This is a genomic window from Pseudonocardia sp., assembly GCF_025465255.1.
Classification (GTDB): Bacteria; Actinomycetota; Actinomycetes; order Mycobacteriales; family Pseudonocardiaceae; genus Pseudonocardia.
Map to the genome: position 1 here is coordinate 1 of NZ_JAODNI010000252.1, position 14,582 is coordinate 14,582.

Consider the following 14,582-nt stretch of genomic DNA (forward strand, 5'->3'; position numbering starts at 1 on the left):
CGGGTCGATGCTGCTCAGCATTCTGCTGGCGCTCGGAGCTCTGATCAGCCTCGGCTGCGTGGCCGCGCTGCGGGAGACCCGGTCGGTCGACCTGCACCGGGTCGTGCCGGACCGCGCGGCCGAGCCCGACGCCGCGACCCCCATCGGCTGACACCGACGACGAGAGGCCACCGATGCCCATCCGAACCCTGGACACCGCCCTGCTCCCGCAGGGCCTCGTCCTCGAGGCGCTGCTCGCCGAGAGCACCGAGGCGATGGCCGTGCTCGACCCGACCGGCCGGTCGGCCTGGCTCAACACGGGGGGCCGCGGGATCCTGGGGGACCACGCGGTCGGCTGCCCGTCGCCGTTCCCCCTCTCGTCCCTGGACGGCGTGCGGCGCAGGCTCGACGAGCCCGCGCTGGAGTACTCGGGCCGCCCGGTCGACGGCGTGGGGTTCGCGGTGACCTTCCGCGAGGTCCCCGAGGTGGGCCGCCGCGAGCGGGAGCTGGCCGCCTTCGCCCGGGCGGCGGCCCTCGTGGCCTGCGAGCCGCGGATCGAGGTCGTCCTCGACCGGCTGGCCGAGGAGGTGCGGACGGCCTCCGGGATGGCGAACTGCGCGATCGTCCTGATGAACCCGGCGACAGGGCTCTGGCGCTACGCGGGCACCTCCGGGGTGGCGCCGGACTTCGTGGAGCGGATGGAGCGCTGCCGGCACAACGGTGCGGCCATGCTGACCGTGCGGGCCTACGACAGCAGGCAGGTGCAGATCCGGTACGGGTGCCGGGCCGGGATCGCGGACGACCCGGCGTGGGCGCCCATGTACGACCTCGTCCGGGGCCCGGAGTGGGACACCTACGTGGCCGTGCCGCTGGTGGTGCAGGGGGAGGCCATCGGCGCGCTCGCGGGCTTCCACCCGGTCGGGTCCACGCCAGGGCCGGAGGACCTGCGCTTCCTCACCGCGATGGCGGACCAGGCCGCGGTCGCGGTGGAGACTTCGCGCCGGCTCGACCGGCTGCGCATCCAGGCGGCGCGCGACGAGCGCCGCAGGCTGGCCCGGGACATGCACGACTCGGTGACCCAGGCGCTCTACTCGCTGAACCTGCACGTCCAGGCCACCGAGCTGCTGCTGCCCGCGGACAGCCCCGAGCCGGTGCGGTCCGGCCTCGCGGGGCTGCGCGGCCTGGCCGCGACGGCGCTCAAGGAGATGCGCGCGCTGATCCTGCACCGGCGTCCGGAGGCGCTGCGCGAGGCCGGGCTGGTCGCGGCCGTGCGCGGGCACGCCGAGGCGATGAGCGCCCCCGGGGGGCTGTCGGTCACCGTGGACTGCCCGGAGGAGCCCCTCGCACTCGGCGAGCTGGTCGAGGAGGACCTGTTCCTGATCGTGTGCGAGGCCCTGCACAACGTGGCCAAGCACGCCGGCGCCGCCACCGCCACCGTCGGGTTCCATCGGCTGCCGGGCACCCGGGACGTCGTTGTGGAGGTCACCGACGACGGCCGCGGCTTCCGGCCCGGCCGCGACGGCGGCGCGCACCTGGGCATGACGACCATGGCCGAGCGCGCGCTCGCGCACGGCGGTGAGCTGACCGTTCGCCCGGTGCGCTCGGGCGGCACCACGGTGCGGGTCCGGATCCCGGACGTCCTGCCCGACGGTGGGGTGGCCCGGTGAGCGGGACGATCCGGGTCCTCGTGGTCGACGACCACGAGGTGGTACGCAGCGGGCTGCGCATGTTCCTCGGTACCCAGACCGACATCGAGGTGGTGGGGGAGGCGCCCGACGGGGCGTCCGCCCTGGCCGAGCTGGCGGCCCTGCACGATGCCGGGACACCGCCGGACGTGGTGCTGATGGACCTGATGATGCCCGGCCCGGACGGCATCGCCACGATCGCCCGGATCCGGGAGCTCCATCCCGCGGTCCGGTCCGTCGTGCTGACCAGCTACGCCGAGTCCCAGCGCGTGCTGGCCGCGCTCGACGCGGGAGCGGCGGGTTACCTGCTCAAGGACGCCGACGCCCGCGAGGTCGCCACGGCCGTCCGCGCCGCCCGCCGGGACGAGGTGCAGCTGGACCCGGCGGTGGCGCGGGTGCTGGCCCGGTCGATGAAGGAGCCGGTGCCGATGACCGACCTCACCGGCCGCGAGCGCGAGGTGCTGGCGCTCATCGCCGCGGGCTGCTCGAACCGCGAGATCGGGGACCGGCTCGAGATCAGCGAGCGCACGGCCCGCACGCACGTGAGCCACGTGCTGGGCAAGCTCGGTCTCGCCTCGCGGGTGCAGGCCGCACTCTGGGCGATCAAGGTCGGTCTCGTGCCCGCCCCCTGACCTGCGGATCCGGCTGTGTCGATGGCCGGAACCGGCTGCGTCATCCGTCGCGGCCCGACGAGACCGCCGACCTGTCGGCCGGGTCGCGTCGCTGTTTCACTCGATCACCGAACCCACCACTCGACGAGGAGAAGGGCCATGCAGCTCAACCGCATCGACCTCACCGGACGGTCCGCCATCGTGACCGGCGGAGCCAGCGGCATCGGGCTGGCGGTCGTCCGCCGGCTGCTCGACTCGGGCGCCCGCGTGGCGGTCTGGGACGTCTCCGAGCGCTCGCTCGAGGCGGTCCGGCCGGAGCTCCCGGCGGACCGGACGCTCCTGGCCCGGGTCGACGTCACCGACTGGGCGGCCGTACAGGCCGCCGCCGGAGCCGCCGCGGACGCGTTCGGCGGGCTGGACATCCTGGTCAACGGAGCCGGGATCGCCGACGGCACCAGCGTCGTGCAGGACTACCCGCTGGAGACCTGGCACCGCGAGCTCGCCGTCAACCTCACCGGGGTGTTCCACACGTGCCGGGCGGTCATCCCCCACCTGCTGGCGAACGGCTACGGCCGGATCGTCAACGTCTCGTCGATGACGGCGAAGGACGGCAGCCCGAACCAGGCAGGCTACGTCGCGTCGAAGGCCGGGGTGCTCGCGCTGACCAAGACTCTCGGCCGGGAGCTGGCCGAGTCCGGGGTCGTGGTCAACGCCGTGACCCCCACGCTGTTCGACACCCCGCTCTACCGGGCGTGGGCGGACAGCATGCCCCCGGAGGTGTCCGAGTGGGCCGCCTCCCGCATCCCCATGAAGCGGGTCGGACAGCCGGACGAGGCCGCCGCGATGATCGCCTGGATGGTGTCGGAGGAGTGCTCGTTCACCACGGGCATGACCTTCGACCTGTCCGGCGGGCGGGCGTCCTTCTGATGGCCGGGACGACCACGGTCCTGCTGGTCCGGCACGGGCGCACGCCGTCGAACGTCGCCCAGGCACTGGACTCGGCTCCGCCGGGTCCCGGCCTGGACGCGACCGGCCGGGCACAGGCCGAGGCGGTGGCCGCCGAGCTCGCCGCGACACCGCTCGACGCGGTGTACGCCAGCCGGGCCCGCCGGGCCCAGGAGACCGCCGCCGCCGTCGCCGCCCCGCACGGGCTGCCCGTCGACATCCTCGACGGGGCGCACGAGGTCCAGGTCGGCGATCTCGAGGGCTCGACCGACCCGGCGCACTGGGCCCGGCTGCAGGGGCTGCTGGGGGAGTGGATGCGCGGCGACCGCGACGACCGGATGCCAGGCGGCGAGAGCGGTCGCGAGGTCACCGCCCGTTTCCGCGCCGAGATCGAGCGGGTGGCACAGGCGTCACCGGGCGGGCGGGTCGTCGTCGTGACGCACGGCGGCGCGATGCGGCTGGTCACCCTCGACCTCTGTCCCGAGGTCGACGGGCACTTCGCGGCCGACCATCCCGTCCCCAACACCGGGTCGATCGAGCTCCGGTACGACCCGGACACCGGCTGGTCCTGTGCCCGCTGGGCAGAGCAGGGGCAGCCCGTGCCCGCCGGGCAGGCATGACATCCACCCGACCGTCCCCAACGGAGGAGACGTGACCCTCACCGGACATCCCGTCACCGACGTCGGCGCCGCGGAGCTCGCCCTGCTGCGCGGCGTCGACGAGGCCCGCCGCATGCGACCCGACGACGGGTTCGCGGCCGAGATGCGCGCGCGGTTCCCGACCGAGCGCGAGTACGACGACATGCTGTCCCGCAAGCTCGCCCACCGCCGGTCGGAGCGGCGCGGCCCGGTCGGCCTCGACGACCTCGCCACCGCCCTCGACCGCTTCCTGCGCCATACCCTCGACGGCGACTTCACCGTCTCCGGGCAGCGCTGGCTCGCGGGCGGCGCGTCGAAGCTGCAGATGGCCTTCCGCCTGACCTGGGACGATCCCGAGCAGGGCCGCACTACCAGCGACCTCGTGGTCCGCATGGAGCCCCAGGAAGGGCTCAACGCGACCAGCAGGCGCCGGGAGTTCCAGCTGCTCCGCGCGCTCGCCGGGGTTGTCCCGGTGCCCCGCGTGTACTGGGTGGACCAGACCGGCGAGTGGTTCCCGGAGCCCGCCCTGGTGTACGCGTTCGCCGAGGGGGTGACCAAGCCCCGGACCGTCGAGCGGGGCCGGGCCACCGGCGTCGGGAACCCGTTCTACCCGGAGCTGCGCCGGGCGCTGGCGCCCCAGTTCGTCGAGCACCTGGCCCGGATCCACACCGTCGACCACATCACCGCCGACCTGAGCGCGTTCGACGTGCCCGAAGTCGGGACCACGCAGAGCGCGCTCTGGCAGCTCAACCGGGCCCGCCGCGTGTGGGAGGAGGACCGCGCGGAGGACCTGCCGGTCCTGGAGGTCGCGGCCTCGTGGCTGGAGCGCAACCTGCCCGTGGTGGACCGGGTGAGCCTGCTCCACGGCGACTACCGCGCGGGCAACTTCATGTTCGACGAGGACGAGCGCCGGATCACCGCGTGGCTCGACGTCGAGCGGGGCTACCTCGGCGACCGGCACCGCGACCTCGCCTGGATCACCATGCCGCACTTCGGGAACCACGACGACGAGGGGCGCCTGCTGGTCTCGGGTCTGGTGCCGCTCGACGAGTTCTACCCGGCCTACGAGGCCGCGTCCGGCCTGACCGTCGACCCGGACCGGCTGCGCTACTACCAGATCTTCAACGCCTACCAGCTCGTCGCGTCGAGCCTCGGCACCGCCCAGCGGGTCGTCCGGCTCGGCCGCTCGCACCAGGACGTGCTGCTCGCCTGGCTCGAGGGCGTCGTCTACTCGATCCTCGCCGAGCTGCGCACCTCGATCGGAGGCGACCTCTGATGTCCGGACCTGCGCCGGTGCTCGACCACACCGTCCCCGCCCTGCGCGCCGCGGTCACGGCGATGAACGAGATCGTCATACCGGCGGTGGACCCGGAGCACCCGCTGGCCAGGGAGCAGGCCACGATCGTGTCCGGCCTGCTCGCCATGCTGGCCGAACGGGTGCCGCACCTGCACGCCCGCGCGGCCTTCGAGGCGGAGCACTTCCGGGGTGTCGCCGTGGCCGTCGCGGACGACGCGGCCGAGGTCTCGCCCTCCCTCGCCGGGGAGCTGGCGGCGCTGGTCGACGACAGGTCCGCGGTGACCACGTCCGCGCTGGAGGAGTCCGCGGCCCGGCTGGCCCAAGCCCTGACGGCCCTGGTGCGCACCGCCGGCCGCAGCGACACGCCCGCGGCCCGGCGGATCGAGGCCACCGTCCTCGACCGCTCCGGGGCGCTGCTCGACGCCCGCCGCGCGTGGTTCCTGCCCCAGGGGTGGGAGACCGACGCCGCCGCCGTGCCCGCCCTCGAGTCCGTTCTCAGCACGGTCCACGCATCCCGACCCGAAGAGGAGACCCGATGATCACGGCCGCGGAGCTGGAGTACCAGGCCCCCGACGACGCCGACCACGACTGGGCTGAGACCTACTTCCTGCCGGTCCCGGTGCCCGAGGAGCACCTGCTCGCGCACGTCTACGTCGTCGTCCGGCCGAAGCTGGGCGTGATGAGCAACGACGTCTACGTGTTCGGCACCGTGTCGGACTCCCGTGCGGACCTGTTGCACTACAACGCCCGCCAGCACCTGCCCGCCCCTGAGCGCTGGTCGAAGATCGACTCGCCCATGGGGCTGTCGGTGCAGGCGGTCAACCCGCCGCGGGACCACCGCATCGACTACGTGGGGCCGGACGACACAGAGATCCACGTGGACTGGAACGGCGTCATGGAGCCCTTCGACATCCACGACCCGCGGCTCAGCCCGCGGGCCGGGGCCACGGCGGCCGAGCAGATCGCCAACTCCAGCTCGGGCGCGGCCTACAAGGGCCACTACGACATGACGGGGCGGATCACCGGCACGCTGACCGTGCGCGGCAAGACCTACGAGGTGAACTGCCTGGAGCGGATGGACCGCAGCTGGGGCCCCCGGCCCGAGGTCGTCCGGCCGATGAACTCGATCAACGCCAACTTCGGCGACGACCTCTGCTTCCACCTGCGCGGCTCGCGGGACAACGGCGAGCGCCTGCCGAACCCCGTCTCCCACGGGTACGTGCTGGACAAGGGCGAGTTCTTCGGCATCACCGAGGGCAGCTTCACCGCCACCCGCTTCGGGACCGTCCTGCTCACCCTGGACGTGACCGTCACCGACACGCGCGGGAAGACCTACCGGATGCACGCCTCGCCGGACGTCGGCGGGCCGTGGACGGCGTATGCGGGCAACGTGACCTGGAACAGCATGATGAAGTGGACCCTCGGCGACCGCGTCGGGTACGGCGTCGTCATGGACAACAACCGGATCGACGAGGCCGTGCGCGAGCGCGGCATGTGGCCGACGGACGGGCCGCGCACCCTGCGCGCCTGAGCGGTGACGACGCCCCCGGGGAGAGCCCCGGGGGCGTCGTCGTGCCCGGGTCAGAACCCGGCGGGATCGAAGTCCAGCGTGGTGCGGTCGAGCTGCTCCAGCAGCGCGAACCGCGGCTCGGCCCGCGGCAGGTCGTACCGGAAGAAGAACCGCGCCGCCTCGCGCTTGCCGCGCCGCAGCGCGTCGTCCCGGTCCGCGGTGGCGAGGTACTGCTCCAGCCAGATCCAGGCCAGCACGACGTCGCCCACGGCCTCCAGGTACAGCGAGGCGTTCGCCAGCCGGAGGGTCTGGTCCGGCACCGCGTTGAGCGTGGCGGTGACCTCGACCAGCCGGTCCAGCGCAGCCTGCAACGCCACCGCCAAGTCGTCCGCCGACCCGCCCGCCGCCCGCTCGACGGTCGCCGAGATCGTGCGGACCAGCTCGGTCAGCGCGGCGCCGCCGTTCATCGTGGTCTTGCGGCCGAGCAGGTCGATGCCCTGGATGCCGTGCGTCCCCTCGTGGATGGGGTTGAGCCGGTTGTCCCGGTAGTGCTGCTCCACGTCGTACTCGCGGGTGTAGCCGTAGCCGCCGTGGACCTGGATGGCCAGGTCGTTGGCCGCCAGGCACCACTGCGAGGGCCAGCTTTTGGCGATCGGGGTGAGGATCTCCAGCAGGGCGGCCGCCCGCTCCCGCTCGGCCGGGTCGGTGGCCGTGGCCTCCTCGTCGAGGAGCCTGCCGCAGTAGAGGGCCAGCCCGAGCGCGCCCTCGACGGCGGCCTTCTGCTCCAGCAGCATCCTCCGGACGTCCGCGTGGTCGACCAGCGCGACCTGCGCGGCGGCCGGGTCCTTGCCGTCCGGGAGCCTGCCCTGGGTGCGGGTGCGGGCGTAGTCCAGCGCCTTGAGGTAGCCGGTGTAACCCAGCGCGGTGGCGCCGGCGCCCACGCCGACGCGGGCCTCGTTCATCATGTGGAACATGTAGGTCAGGTCGCGGTGCGGTTCGCCCACCAGGTAGCCGACGGCCCCCGCCTCGCCGCCGGGGGTGTGGACGCCCTCGCCGAAGTTCAGCAGGGTGTTCGTCACGCCGCGGAAGCCCATCTTGTGGTTGAGCCCGGCCAGCGTCACATCGTTGCGCTCGCCGATCGCGCCGTCCGGCCCCACCAGGTACTTCGGTACCACGAACTGCGAGATCCCCTTGACGCCCTTGGGGCCGCCGGGGATCTTCGCCAGCACCAGGTGGACGATGTTCTCGCCCAGCTCGTGGTCCCCGGCGGAGATCCACATCTTGTTGCCGAAGACCCGGTAGGTGCCGTCGGCGCTCGGCTCGGCGCGCGTCGTGATGTCCGACAGCGACGAGCCGGCCTGCGGCTCGGACAGGCACATGGTGCCGTGGTAGCGGCCCTCGACCATGGGGCGCACCCAGGTGTCGACCTGTTCGGGCGAGCCGTGGGCGAGCAGCAGGTTCGCGTTGGCGACGCTGAGGAACGTGTAGCCCCAGGTGGCGATGTTGGCCGCCTGGAAGTGCGCGAACGCGGCGGTCTGCACGGCCTGCGGCAGTTGCAGACCGCCGACGGACGCGTCCATCCCGGCGCCGACGATCCCCGCCTCGCCGACGGCGTCGACCGCGGCCCGGACCTCGGGGATCAGCCGCACCCGCCCGTCGACGAACTCGGGCTCACGGCTGTCGTTGAGCTTGTTGTGCGGGGCGAAGCGCTCGGCGGCGATCGTGGCGCACAGGTCGAGCACGTCGTCGAAGGTCTCGCGGCTGTGCTCGGCGAACCGCTCGCGCTTCACCAGGCTCTCCACGTCGAGCCAGTCGTAGAGCTGGAAGTCCAGGTCCGCTCGGGAGAGCAGGAGCCGGGCGCTGGTCGGGACGGTCATCGTCACTCCGGTCGGCCGGGTAGTCGTTCGGCCTGAGTGAATACGGTCGGCGCGCGACCGACGAGCGTCGGCGGTCGTGTGGAGCCGCGACGCATGTCTCGGTCGGACGCGACTCCGGTCGCTACGCCGCGCCCTGGCGGGTCGCTTGACTGTCGGTGCGGGTGAGGTCCCCGTCACGGCCGTCAGGACACACACGACGACGACGTCGGGGCCTCGGCCCCCCGGCACGCACGGCGAAGGGAACAAAGATGTTGCAGGACGCGCTTGTCGGGCAGCTGGATTTCGACCCGGTGGCCCTCAAGCAGAAGTACGCCGAGGAGCGCGACAAACGCATTCGGCCCGAGGGGCAGGGCCAGTACGTCGGCACCGGCGGCAAGTTCGCCGCCTTCGGCGCCGACCCCTGGGCGGACCCGAACTTCACCCGTGAGCCCGTCCGGGACCACACGACGGTGATCGTCGCGGGCGGCGGCTTCGGCGGGCTGGTCATGGGCGCGCGGCTGCGCGAGGCCGGGGTCGCCGACATCCGGATCATCGAGATCGGCGCGGACTTCGGCGGCACCTGGTACTGGAACCGCTATCCGGGGGCCATGTGCGACCTGGAGGCGCACATCTACCTGCCGCTGCTCGAGGAGCTCAACTACGCGCCGCGGCACCGGTACTCCTACGCGCCGGAGATGCTGGAGCACAGCCAGCGGATCGGCAAGGCGTACGGGCTCTACGACAAGGCGCTGTTCCAGACGACGATCACCGGCGCCGAGTGGCAGGAGGACCAGCAGCGCTGGTTCCTCACCACGGACCGGGGCGACGAGCTGACCGCGGACCACCTGGTGCTGGCGTGTGGGCGACAGAGCCTGCCGAAGCTGCCGAACCTGCCGGGCATCGACGTGTTCCGCCCGCACACGTTCCACTCCAGCCGCTGGGACTACGGCTACACCGGCGGGGACCCGTCGCAGCCGGACCTGACCAAGCTGAAGGACAAGCGCGTCGGGATCATCGGCACGGGTGCCACGGCGATCCAGATCGTGCCCGAGGTGGCGAAATGGGCCAAGGAGCTGGTGGTCTTCCAGCGCACCCCGTCGACCGTCGGGGTGCGCGGGCAGTGCGAGACGCCGGCCGACTGGGTGGACATGTCCCGTGCCGGCTGGCAGCGGGCCCGTCGCGAGAACTTCCAGTCCTACCTGCTCGGCCTGCGGCCGGACGAGGACCCGGTCGGGGACGGCTGGACGAAGACCCTCGACGTCCTCATCCCGGAGACCGCCGCGCAGCTGGCCGAGCGCCTGGGCCGCACGCCCACGGCGGAGGAGCTGCTCTACTTCGCCGAGATCAACGACTACAAGGTGATGAACGGCTTCCGGGAGCGGGTCGCCGAGCTCATCGAGGACCCGGACACGGCCGCGGCGCTCACCCCGTGGTACCGCTGGTGGTGCAAGCGGCCCTGCTTCCACGACGACTACCTGCCCGCCTTCAACCGGGAGAACGTGACCCTGGTGGACACCGACGGCCAGGGGGTCACCGGGTTCACCGAGACCGCCGTCGTCGTCGGTGAGGACGAGTACGAGGTCGACTGCCTCATCTTCGCCACCGGCTTCGAGGCGGCGATCCCCTACACCCGGCTGGCGGGCTTCGACGTCACTGCCCGGGGCACGGCCCTGTCCGAGCACTGGAAGGGCCAGGTCCGGACCCTGCACGGGGTGAGCACGGACGGCTTCCCCAACCTGTTCTTCGTGGGCGGCGACGTGCAGACCGCCATGGCCGTGAACGCGGTGCACCTGATCGACGAGCTCGCCCTGCACGTCGCCTACATCATCGCCGAGAGCCGCGAACGAGGTCTCTCCAGCGTCGAGCCCGCATCCGCCGGGGTGGACGAGTACGTGGACCTGATCGTCAACTCGGAGAAGAACAAGGCGAGCTTCCAGTTCTACGCCGACTGCACGCCCGGGTACTACAACGGCGAGGGCAACGCCAAGTCCGGCGAGGACCTCTTCTCCGGCGCCCGCTACGGCGACGGTGCCCTGGCCTACTACGAGCTGTTGCGCTCGTGGCGGGCCGAGGGCTCGATGGCGGGGATGGACGGAATGTCCGGCCCCGCCCGCGCCTGACGCCGTGTCGGCGGGAGACCAGAGACGGGGAGCGCGTCCGTCCGCGACAGACGCCTCGCCCGCCCGCGACATCCGTCTCGACATCTCGCCGAACCGTGGTCCAGGCCACTGCTGACCTGTACAAATCCGGTGTTCCAGGCGCCAGGCGCCTGATGACATGGCCTTCGAAGGAGAATGGCATGGATCACCCTGACGCGCAGGCCACGGAGGCCTCGTCGACCCAAGCCCGCCGGGTCTGGGTCTCGAGCTTCCTCGGCGCGACGATCGAGTTCTACGACTTCAGCATTTACTCGACCGCCTCGGCGCTCGTCCTCGCCCCGCTGTTCTTCACCGGTGTGAGCTCGGCCGTGGGTCTGGCGATCTCGTTCGCCACGCTGGCGATCGGCTACGCGGCGCGGCCGATCGGCGCGATCCTCTTCGGACACTTCGGGGACCGGGTCGGCCGCAAGAGCACCCTGATCGCAACCATCATCATGATGGCCGCCGCCACCTTCCTCATCGGCTGCCTGCCCACGGCGGCCCAGATCGGCCACGCCGCGCCGATCCTGCTCGTCGTGCTGCGGCTGTTGCAGGGGGTGTCGGTCGGCGGCGAGTGGGGCGGCTCCGTCGTCATGACGACCGAGCACAGCACCGACGGCCGTCGCGGCCTGATGGGCAGCGCGACGCTGACCGGCGCGTCGGCGGGTGTGCTGCTGGGCTTCGTCGCCTACGCGATCATGGTTCCGGTCTCCGGCGACGGCTTCATGAGCTGGGGCTGGCGGGTCCCGTTCTGGATCACCGCGCTGCTGTTCGTGCTTGCGCTCTACATGCGGTTCAAGGTGACCGAGAGCCCGGTCATGGTGAAGCTGCAGGAGGAGCAGCCCGCCCGGAAGCAGGAGCTGCCGATCAAGGCGCTGTTCACCCGGTACCCGGGGACCGTGCTCAAGGCGGCCGGGGTGTTCGCCGGGGCGTTCATGCTCCAGCAGGTCGTGATCAGTTTCTTCGTGTCCTACGCGGTGTCCGACCTCGGCCAGACCAAGTCGGCCATGGTGAACGCGTCGATGATCGGCGTCGCGGTCTCGTTCGTGGGGATCCCGCTCGCAGGACTGCTCACCGACCGGTTCGGCCGCCGCCGGATCCTGCTGACTGGGCTCACCCTGCAGGCGCTCAACTGCCTGCTGATCTGGCCGCTGCTGAGCTCGGGGAACTACGGGCTGATCCTGGTCAGCTTCTGCCTGGTGTTCGTGTTCCACTCGCTGTGCTACGCCCCGCTGGGTGCACTGTTCTCCGAGCTGTTCCCCAGCGCGATGCGCTACACCGGTGCCTCGCTGTGCTACCAGGTCGCTTCGCTCATCGGTGGGTTCGGCCCGTTGTTCGCCACCCTGCTGATCGGCGGCGGGTTCAGCCCCGTGTGGGTCATCGGCATGCTCATGCTGGGCCTGCTCGTCTCGATCGGCTGCGCGCTGATGATGCCCCGCACCGACGACGTGGACCTCGCGGAGGTGGGTGTGGAACCGGCCGCGGCGACTGCGACATCCTCGCCCACGCCGGTCGAGGAGGCCGCGCACTGACGGCACCGGCCGGGGGAGTGGGCTGGCGCCACGGCGCCTGAGGTGTGCGGAGGGGGGCGGCGGTGGAGGTGTCCACCGCCGCCCCCGTACCGTGGCTCGCCGAGAGCAGTTACCGTGGGTTCACCAGGCACCGCAGCCACGACCGACTGGAGCGCCGACGATGACGCGATCGGCACCGACCGTCGCCGTGGGTCCCGAGCCCTCGGCGGCGGGCGGCCCGCAGCAGGCCGCGCGCTGGGCGCGCCAGACCGCCGCGTTCGCCGAGGCCGCCTCGGTGATCGCTCGCGAGACCGAGCTGACCACGGTTCTGGATCGGCTGGCCTATGAGGTGCGGGCGGTGACCGGCCTGCTGACCTGCGCGATCATCCTGGTGGACGAGGTCACCGAGGTCCTCCGCCACGTGGGGCGCTCCGGGCTGCCGGACGACTACCCCACGCGGGTGGAGGAGGCCCGGCGCAACGGCGCCCCGATGGTCACCCTGGACGCGTACCGCGCGCGCCGCGCGATGGTGGCCCCTGGCTCACGGGCCAGGGTGCTGGCCGACCCTCGCTGGGCGCCGACCCAGAACATCGTGCAGGACAACGAGTGGGACACCTTCGTCGCCGTGCCGCTCATCGTGCGGGGCGACGCGATCGGCGTCATGACGGGCTTCAGCCCGGGGGGCACCGACCCCTCCGCGGAGGACATGCAGTTCCTACAGGTCATGGCCGACCACGCCGCGATCGCGGTCGACAACTCCCGGATGTCCGCGGAGCTGCAGCTGCGCGCGGCCGAGAGCGAGCGCCAGCGGCTCGCCCGGGACATGCACGACTCGGTCAGCCAGGCCATCTTCTCGCTCACGCTCTACGCCCGCGGCCTCGAGCTGCGGGTGGGGGAGCCCGGCGAGCTCGACCGGGCCGAGCTCGGGGCCGGGCTGCGCGAGCTGCGGACGCTCGCGCAGGAGGCGCTCAGTGAGATGCGCTCGCTCATCGAGTGCCGTCGCCCCGTCGAGCTGCAACGGCGTGGACTGGTACAGGCCCTCGAGGTGCTCGCGGAGTCGACGGCACGCAAGACCGGGCTCACGGTCGAGGTCCACTCCGCCGTCGAGCGGCTGAGCCTGGACCCGCAGATCGAGGACGACCTGTTCCGGCTGGTCCAGGAGGCCTTGAACAATGTCGGCAAGCACGCGCAGGCTCGAACCGTCGCCGTGGACCTGCTCGCCGACGGCCAGGGTGGGCTCGCGGTCGAGGTGACCGACGACGGTGTGGGGCTGCGGGAGCCGTCCGGGGTCCGGGCGCACTTCGGGATGGAGACGATGCGCGAGCGGGCCGGGCGGCACGGCGCGCTGTTGACCTTCGGGCCCGGCGTCGGGGGGATCGGGACCCGGGTGCGGGTGAGCCTGCCAGCCGCCCTCGGCTGACTCCTGACCGGGGGCGCCGCGACGTTTGTCGCGAGCCCGTGCGACCTCCGTCGCTCGTTCGCGGGTGCGGCGCAGCGTTGACTGACCGCGCACACCGCCGTGGGAGGGATCGCCGATGACAGCCGAGACCGCCGCCGGGACCGCTGCCGAGAGCCGCACGCGGGACCCGGGCGCGCTCGCCCTGCTCGCCGAACAGGCTGCAGGACTCGGATTCGACCAGCTCCCGGCGGACGTCGTCGCGCTCGTGGGCATGGCCGTGCTCGACACGCTCGGGGTGGCGGTGGCCGCTGTCGACGAGCCCGTCGTGCGCCTGGTCCGCGAGGAGCTGACGACGCCGGGGTCCGCCGCCCTGTGGGGCGGCGGCCGCGCCGACCCCGGAGCGGCGGCGCTGGTGAACGGCACCGCCGCGCACGCCCTCGACTACGACGACTACGCACCCGGCTCGGGCCTGCACCCGTCGGCGCCGCTGGTCGCCGCACTGTTCGCGGCGGCGGCGTTGCAGCACGGTCGCGGCCGGGCCGTCTCCGGGCGCGACCTCGTCACGGCCTACGTCGCGGGCTACGAGGTGCAGGAACGGCTCGGCCTGCTGCTGTGGCCCTCGCACTACGCGCGCGGGTTCCACACGACGGGCACCGTCGGCACCGTCGGCGCCGCGGCGGGGGCGGCCCGGCTGCTGGGCGCGGACCCGGCGCAGATGAGCGCGGCGCTCGGTCTCGGCGCGACTGACGCTGCCGGCCTCAAGGCGATGTTCGGCTCGATGGGCAAGCCCTACCACGCAGGCCGCGCCGCGGCGTCCGGCCTGCGGGCCGCGCGGTTGGCCGTGCGGGGGATGACCGTCGGGGACGACGCGGTGTTCGGCTCCCAGGGCCTGGTGGCCGCGGCGTCCGGGGAGTCGGGGACCGCCGAGGTGACGACCCGGTTCGGCGAGCCCTGGCACGTCCGGGACGTGCTGCCCAAGCTCAACCCGTCCTGCTTCGGGACGCACGCCGCCA

12 protein-coding genes are annotated in these 14,582 nt (G+C 72.6%); 11 read left to right on the top strand and 1 reads right to left on the bottom strand.

Going from position 1 to position 14,582, the window contains the following annotated elements; genetic code table 11:
* The first annotated feature begins 173 nt into the window (after positions 1–173).
* The 7 genes from JWP64_RS31105 (at position 174) to JWP64_RS31135 (ending at position 6,686) form a co-directional block, all read left to right on the top strand.
* A complete protein-coding gene (locus JWP64_RS31105; RefSeq protein ID WP_297504188.1) occupies positions 174–1,646 on the top strand; it encodes a GAF domain-containing sensor histidine kinase in 1,473 nt (490 codons plus the stop codon).
* Complete coding sequence (locus JWP64_RS31110) at positions 1,643–2,296, top strand: response regulator transcription factor (protein ID WP_297504190.1); 654 nt, start codon at positions 1,643–1,645, stop codon at positions 2,294–2,296. The genes JWP64_RS31105 and JWP64_RS31110 overlap by 4 nt, the downstream gene beginning before the upstream one ends.
* Positions 2,297–2,434: 138 nt before the next feature.
* Positions 2,435–3,202, top strand: coding sequence for an SDR family NAD(P)-dependent oxidoreductase (locus JWP64_RS31115; protein WP_297504191.1), 768 nt, complete (start codon positions 2,435–2,437; stop codon positions 3,200–3,202).
* Positions 3,202–3,840: a histidine phosphatase family protein gene (locus tag JWP64_RS31120; protein ID WP_297504194.1), complete on the top strand. Its 639-nt coding sequence runs from the start codon at positions 3,202–3,204 to the stop codon at positions 3,838–3,840. Before JWP64_RS31115 ends, JWP64_RS31120 begins: the two co-directional genes overlap by 1 nt.
* A 31-nt stretch (positions 3,841–3,871) precedes the next feature.
* The gene (locus JWP64_RS31125) at positions 3,872–5,134 is read left to right on the top strand and encodes a phosphotransferase family protein (protein ID WP_297504195.1); all 1,263 of its coding nucleotides are present in this window, start codon (positions 3,872–3,874) and stop codon (positions 5,132–5,134) included.
* A complete protein-coding gene (locus tag JWP64_RS31130; protein WP_297504197.1) occupies positions 5,134–5,694 on the top strand; it encodes a hypothetical protein in 561 nt (186 codons plus the stop codon). Before JWP64_RS31125 ends, JWP64_RS31130 begins: the two co-directional genes overlap by 1 nt.
* Entirely contained in the window at positions 5,691–6,686 is a 996-nt protein-coding gene (locus tag JWP64_RS31135) for a hypothetical protein (protein ID WP_297504199.1), read from the top strand. Before JWP64_RS31130 ends, JWP64_RS31135 begins: the two co-directional genes overlap by 4 nt.
* A gap of 50 nt (positions 6,687–6,736) precedes the next feature.
* Here JWP64_RS31135 and JWP64_RS31140 read toward each other — a convergent pair whose 3' ends face one another.
* Positions 6,737–8,542: an acyl-CoA dehydrogenase gene (locus JWP64_RS31140; RefSeq protein ID WP_297504201.1), complete on the bottom strand. Its 1,806-nt coding sequence runs from the start codon at positions 8,540–8,542 to the stop codon at positions 6,737–6,739.
* Between the two features lie 248 nt (positions 8,543–8,790).
* On the opposite strand from JWP64_RS31140, the gene JWP64_RS31145 reads away from it, so the two are divergent.
* The 4 genes from JWP64_RS31145 to JWP64_RS31160 form a co-directional block, all read left to right on the top strand.
* Positions 8,791–10,641: an NAD(P)/FAD-dependent oxidoreductase gene (locus JWP64_RS31145; RefSeq protein ID WP_297504203.1), complete on the top strand. Its 1,851-nt coding sequence runs from the start codon at positions 8,791–8,793 to the stop codon at positions 10,639–10,641.
* Between the two features lie 179 nt (positions 10,642–10,820).
* Positions 10,821–12,191 carry an MFS transporter gene (locus JWP64_RS31150; RefSeq protein WP_297504205.1) on the top strand — a complete coding sequence of 457 codons (1,371 nt, stop codon included), beginning with the start codon at positions 10,821–10,823 and terminating at the stop codon, positions 12,189–12,191.
* Positions 12,192–12,351: 160 nt separating this feature from the next.
* Entirely contained in the window at positions 12,352–13,590 is a 1,239-nt protein-coding gene (locus JWP64_RS31155; protein WP_297504207.1) for a GAF domain-containing sensor histidine kinase, read from the top strand.
* 115 nt (positions 13,591–13,705) lie between these two features.
* Positions 13,706–14,582 (top strand): MmgE/PrpD family protein (locus JWP64_RS31160; protein ID WP_297504209.1); only part of this gene is annotated, 877 nt, incomplete at its 3' end.

Bases quoted from the DNA above. Each gene is read 5' to 3' on its own strand.
- JWP64_RS31105 (WP_297504188.1), top strand. From the start codon at position 174: ATGCCCATCCGAACCCTGGACACCGCCCTGCTCCCGCAGGGCCTCGTC.
- JWP64_RS31115 (WP_297504191.1), top strand. From the start codon at position 2,435: ATGCAGCTCAACCGCATCGACCTCACCGGACGGTCCGCCATCGTGACC.
- JWP64_RS31120 (WP_297504194.1), top strand. From the start codon at position 3,202: ATGGCCGGGACGACCACGGTCCTGCTGGTCCGGCACGGGCGCACGCCG.
- JWP64_RS31130 (WP_297504197.1), top strand. From the start codon at position 5,134: ATGTCCGGACCTGCGCCGGTGCTCGACCACACCGTCCCCGCCCTGCGC.
- JWP64_RS31135 (WP_297504199.1), top strand. From the start codon at position 5,691: ATGATCACGGCCGCGGAGCTGGAGTACCAGGCCCCCGACGACGCCGAC.
- JWP64_RS31140 (WP_297504201.1), bottom strand. From the start codon at position 8,542: ATGACCGTCCCGACCAGCGCCCGGCTCCTGCTCTCCCGAGCGGACCTG.
- JWP64_RS31145 (WP_297504203.1), top strand. From the start codon at position 8,791: ATGTTGCAGGACGCGCTTGTCGGGCAGCTGGATTTCGACCCGGTGGCC.
- JWP64_RS31150 (WP_297504205.1), top strand. From the start codon at position 10,821: ATGGATCACCCTGACGCGCAGGCCACGGAGGCCTCGTCGACCCAAGCC.
- JWP64_RS31155 (WP_297504207.1), top strand. From the start codon at position 12,352: ATGACGCGATCGGCACCGACCGTCGCCGTGGGTCCCGAGCCCTCGGCG.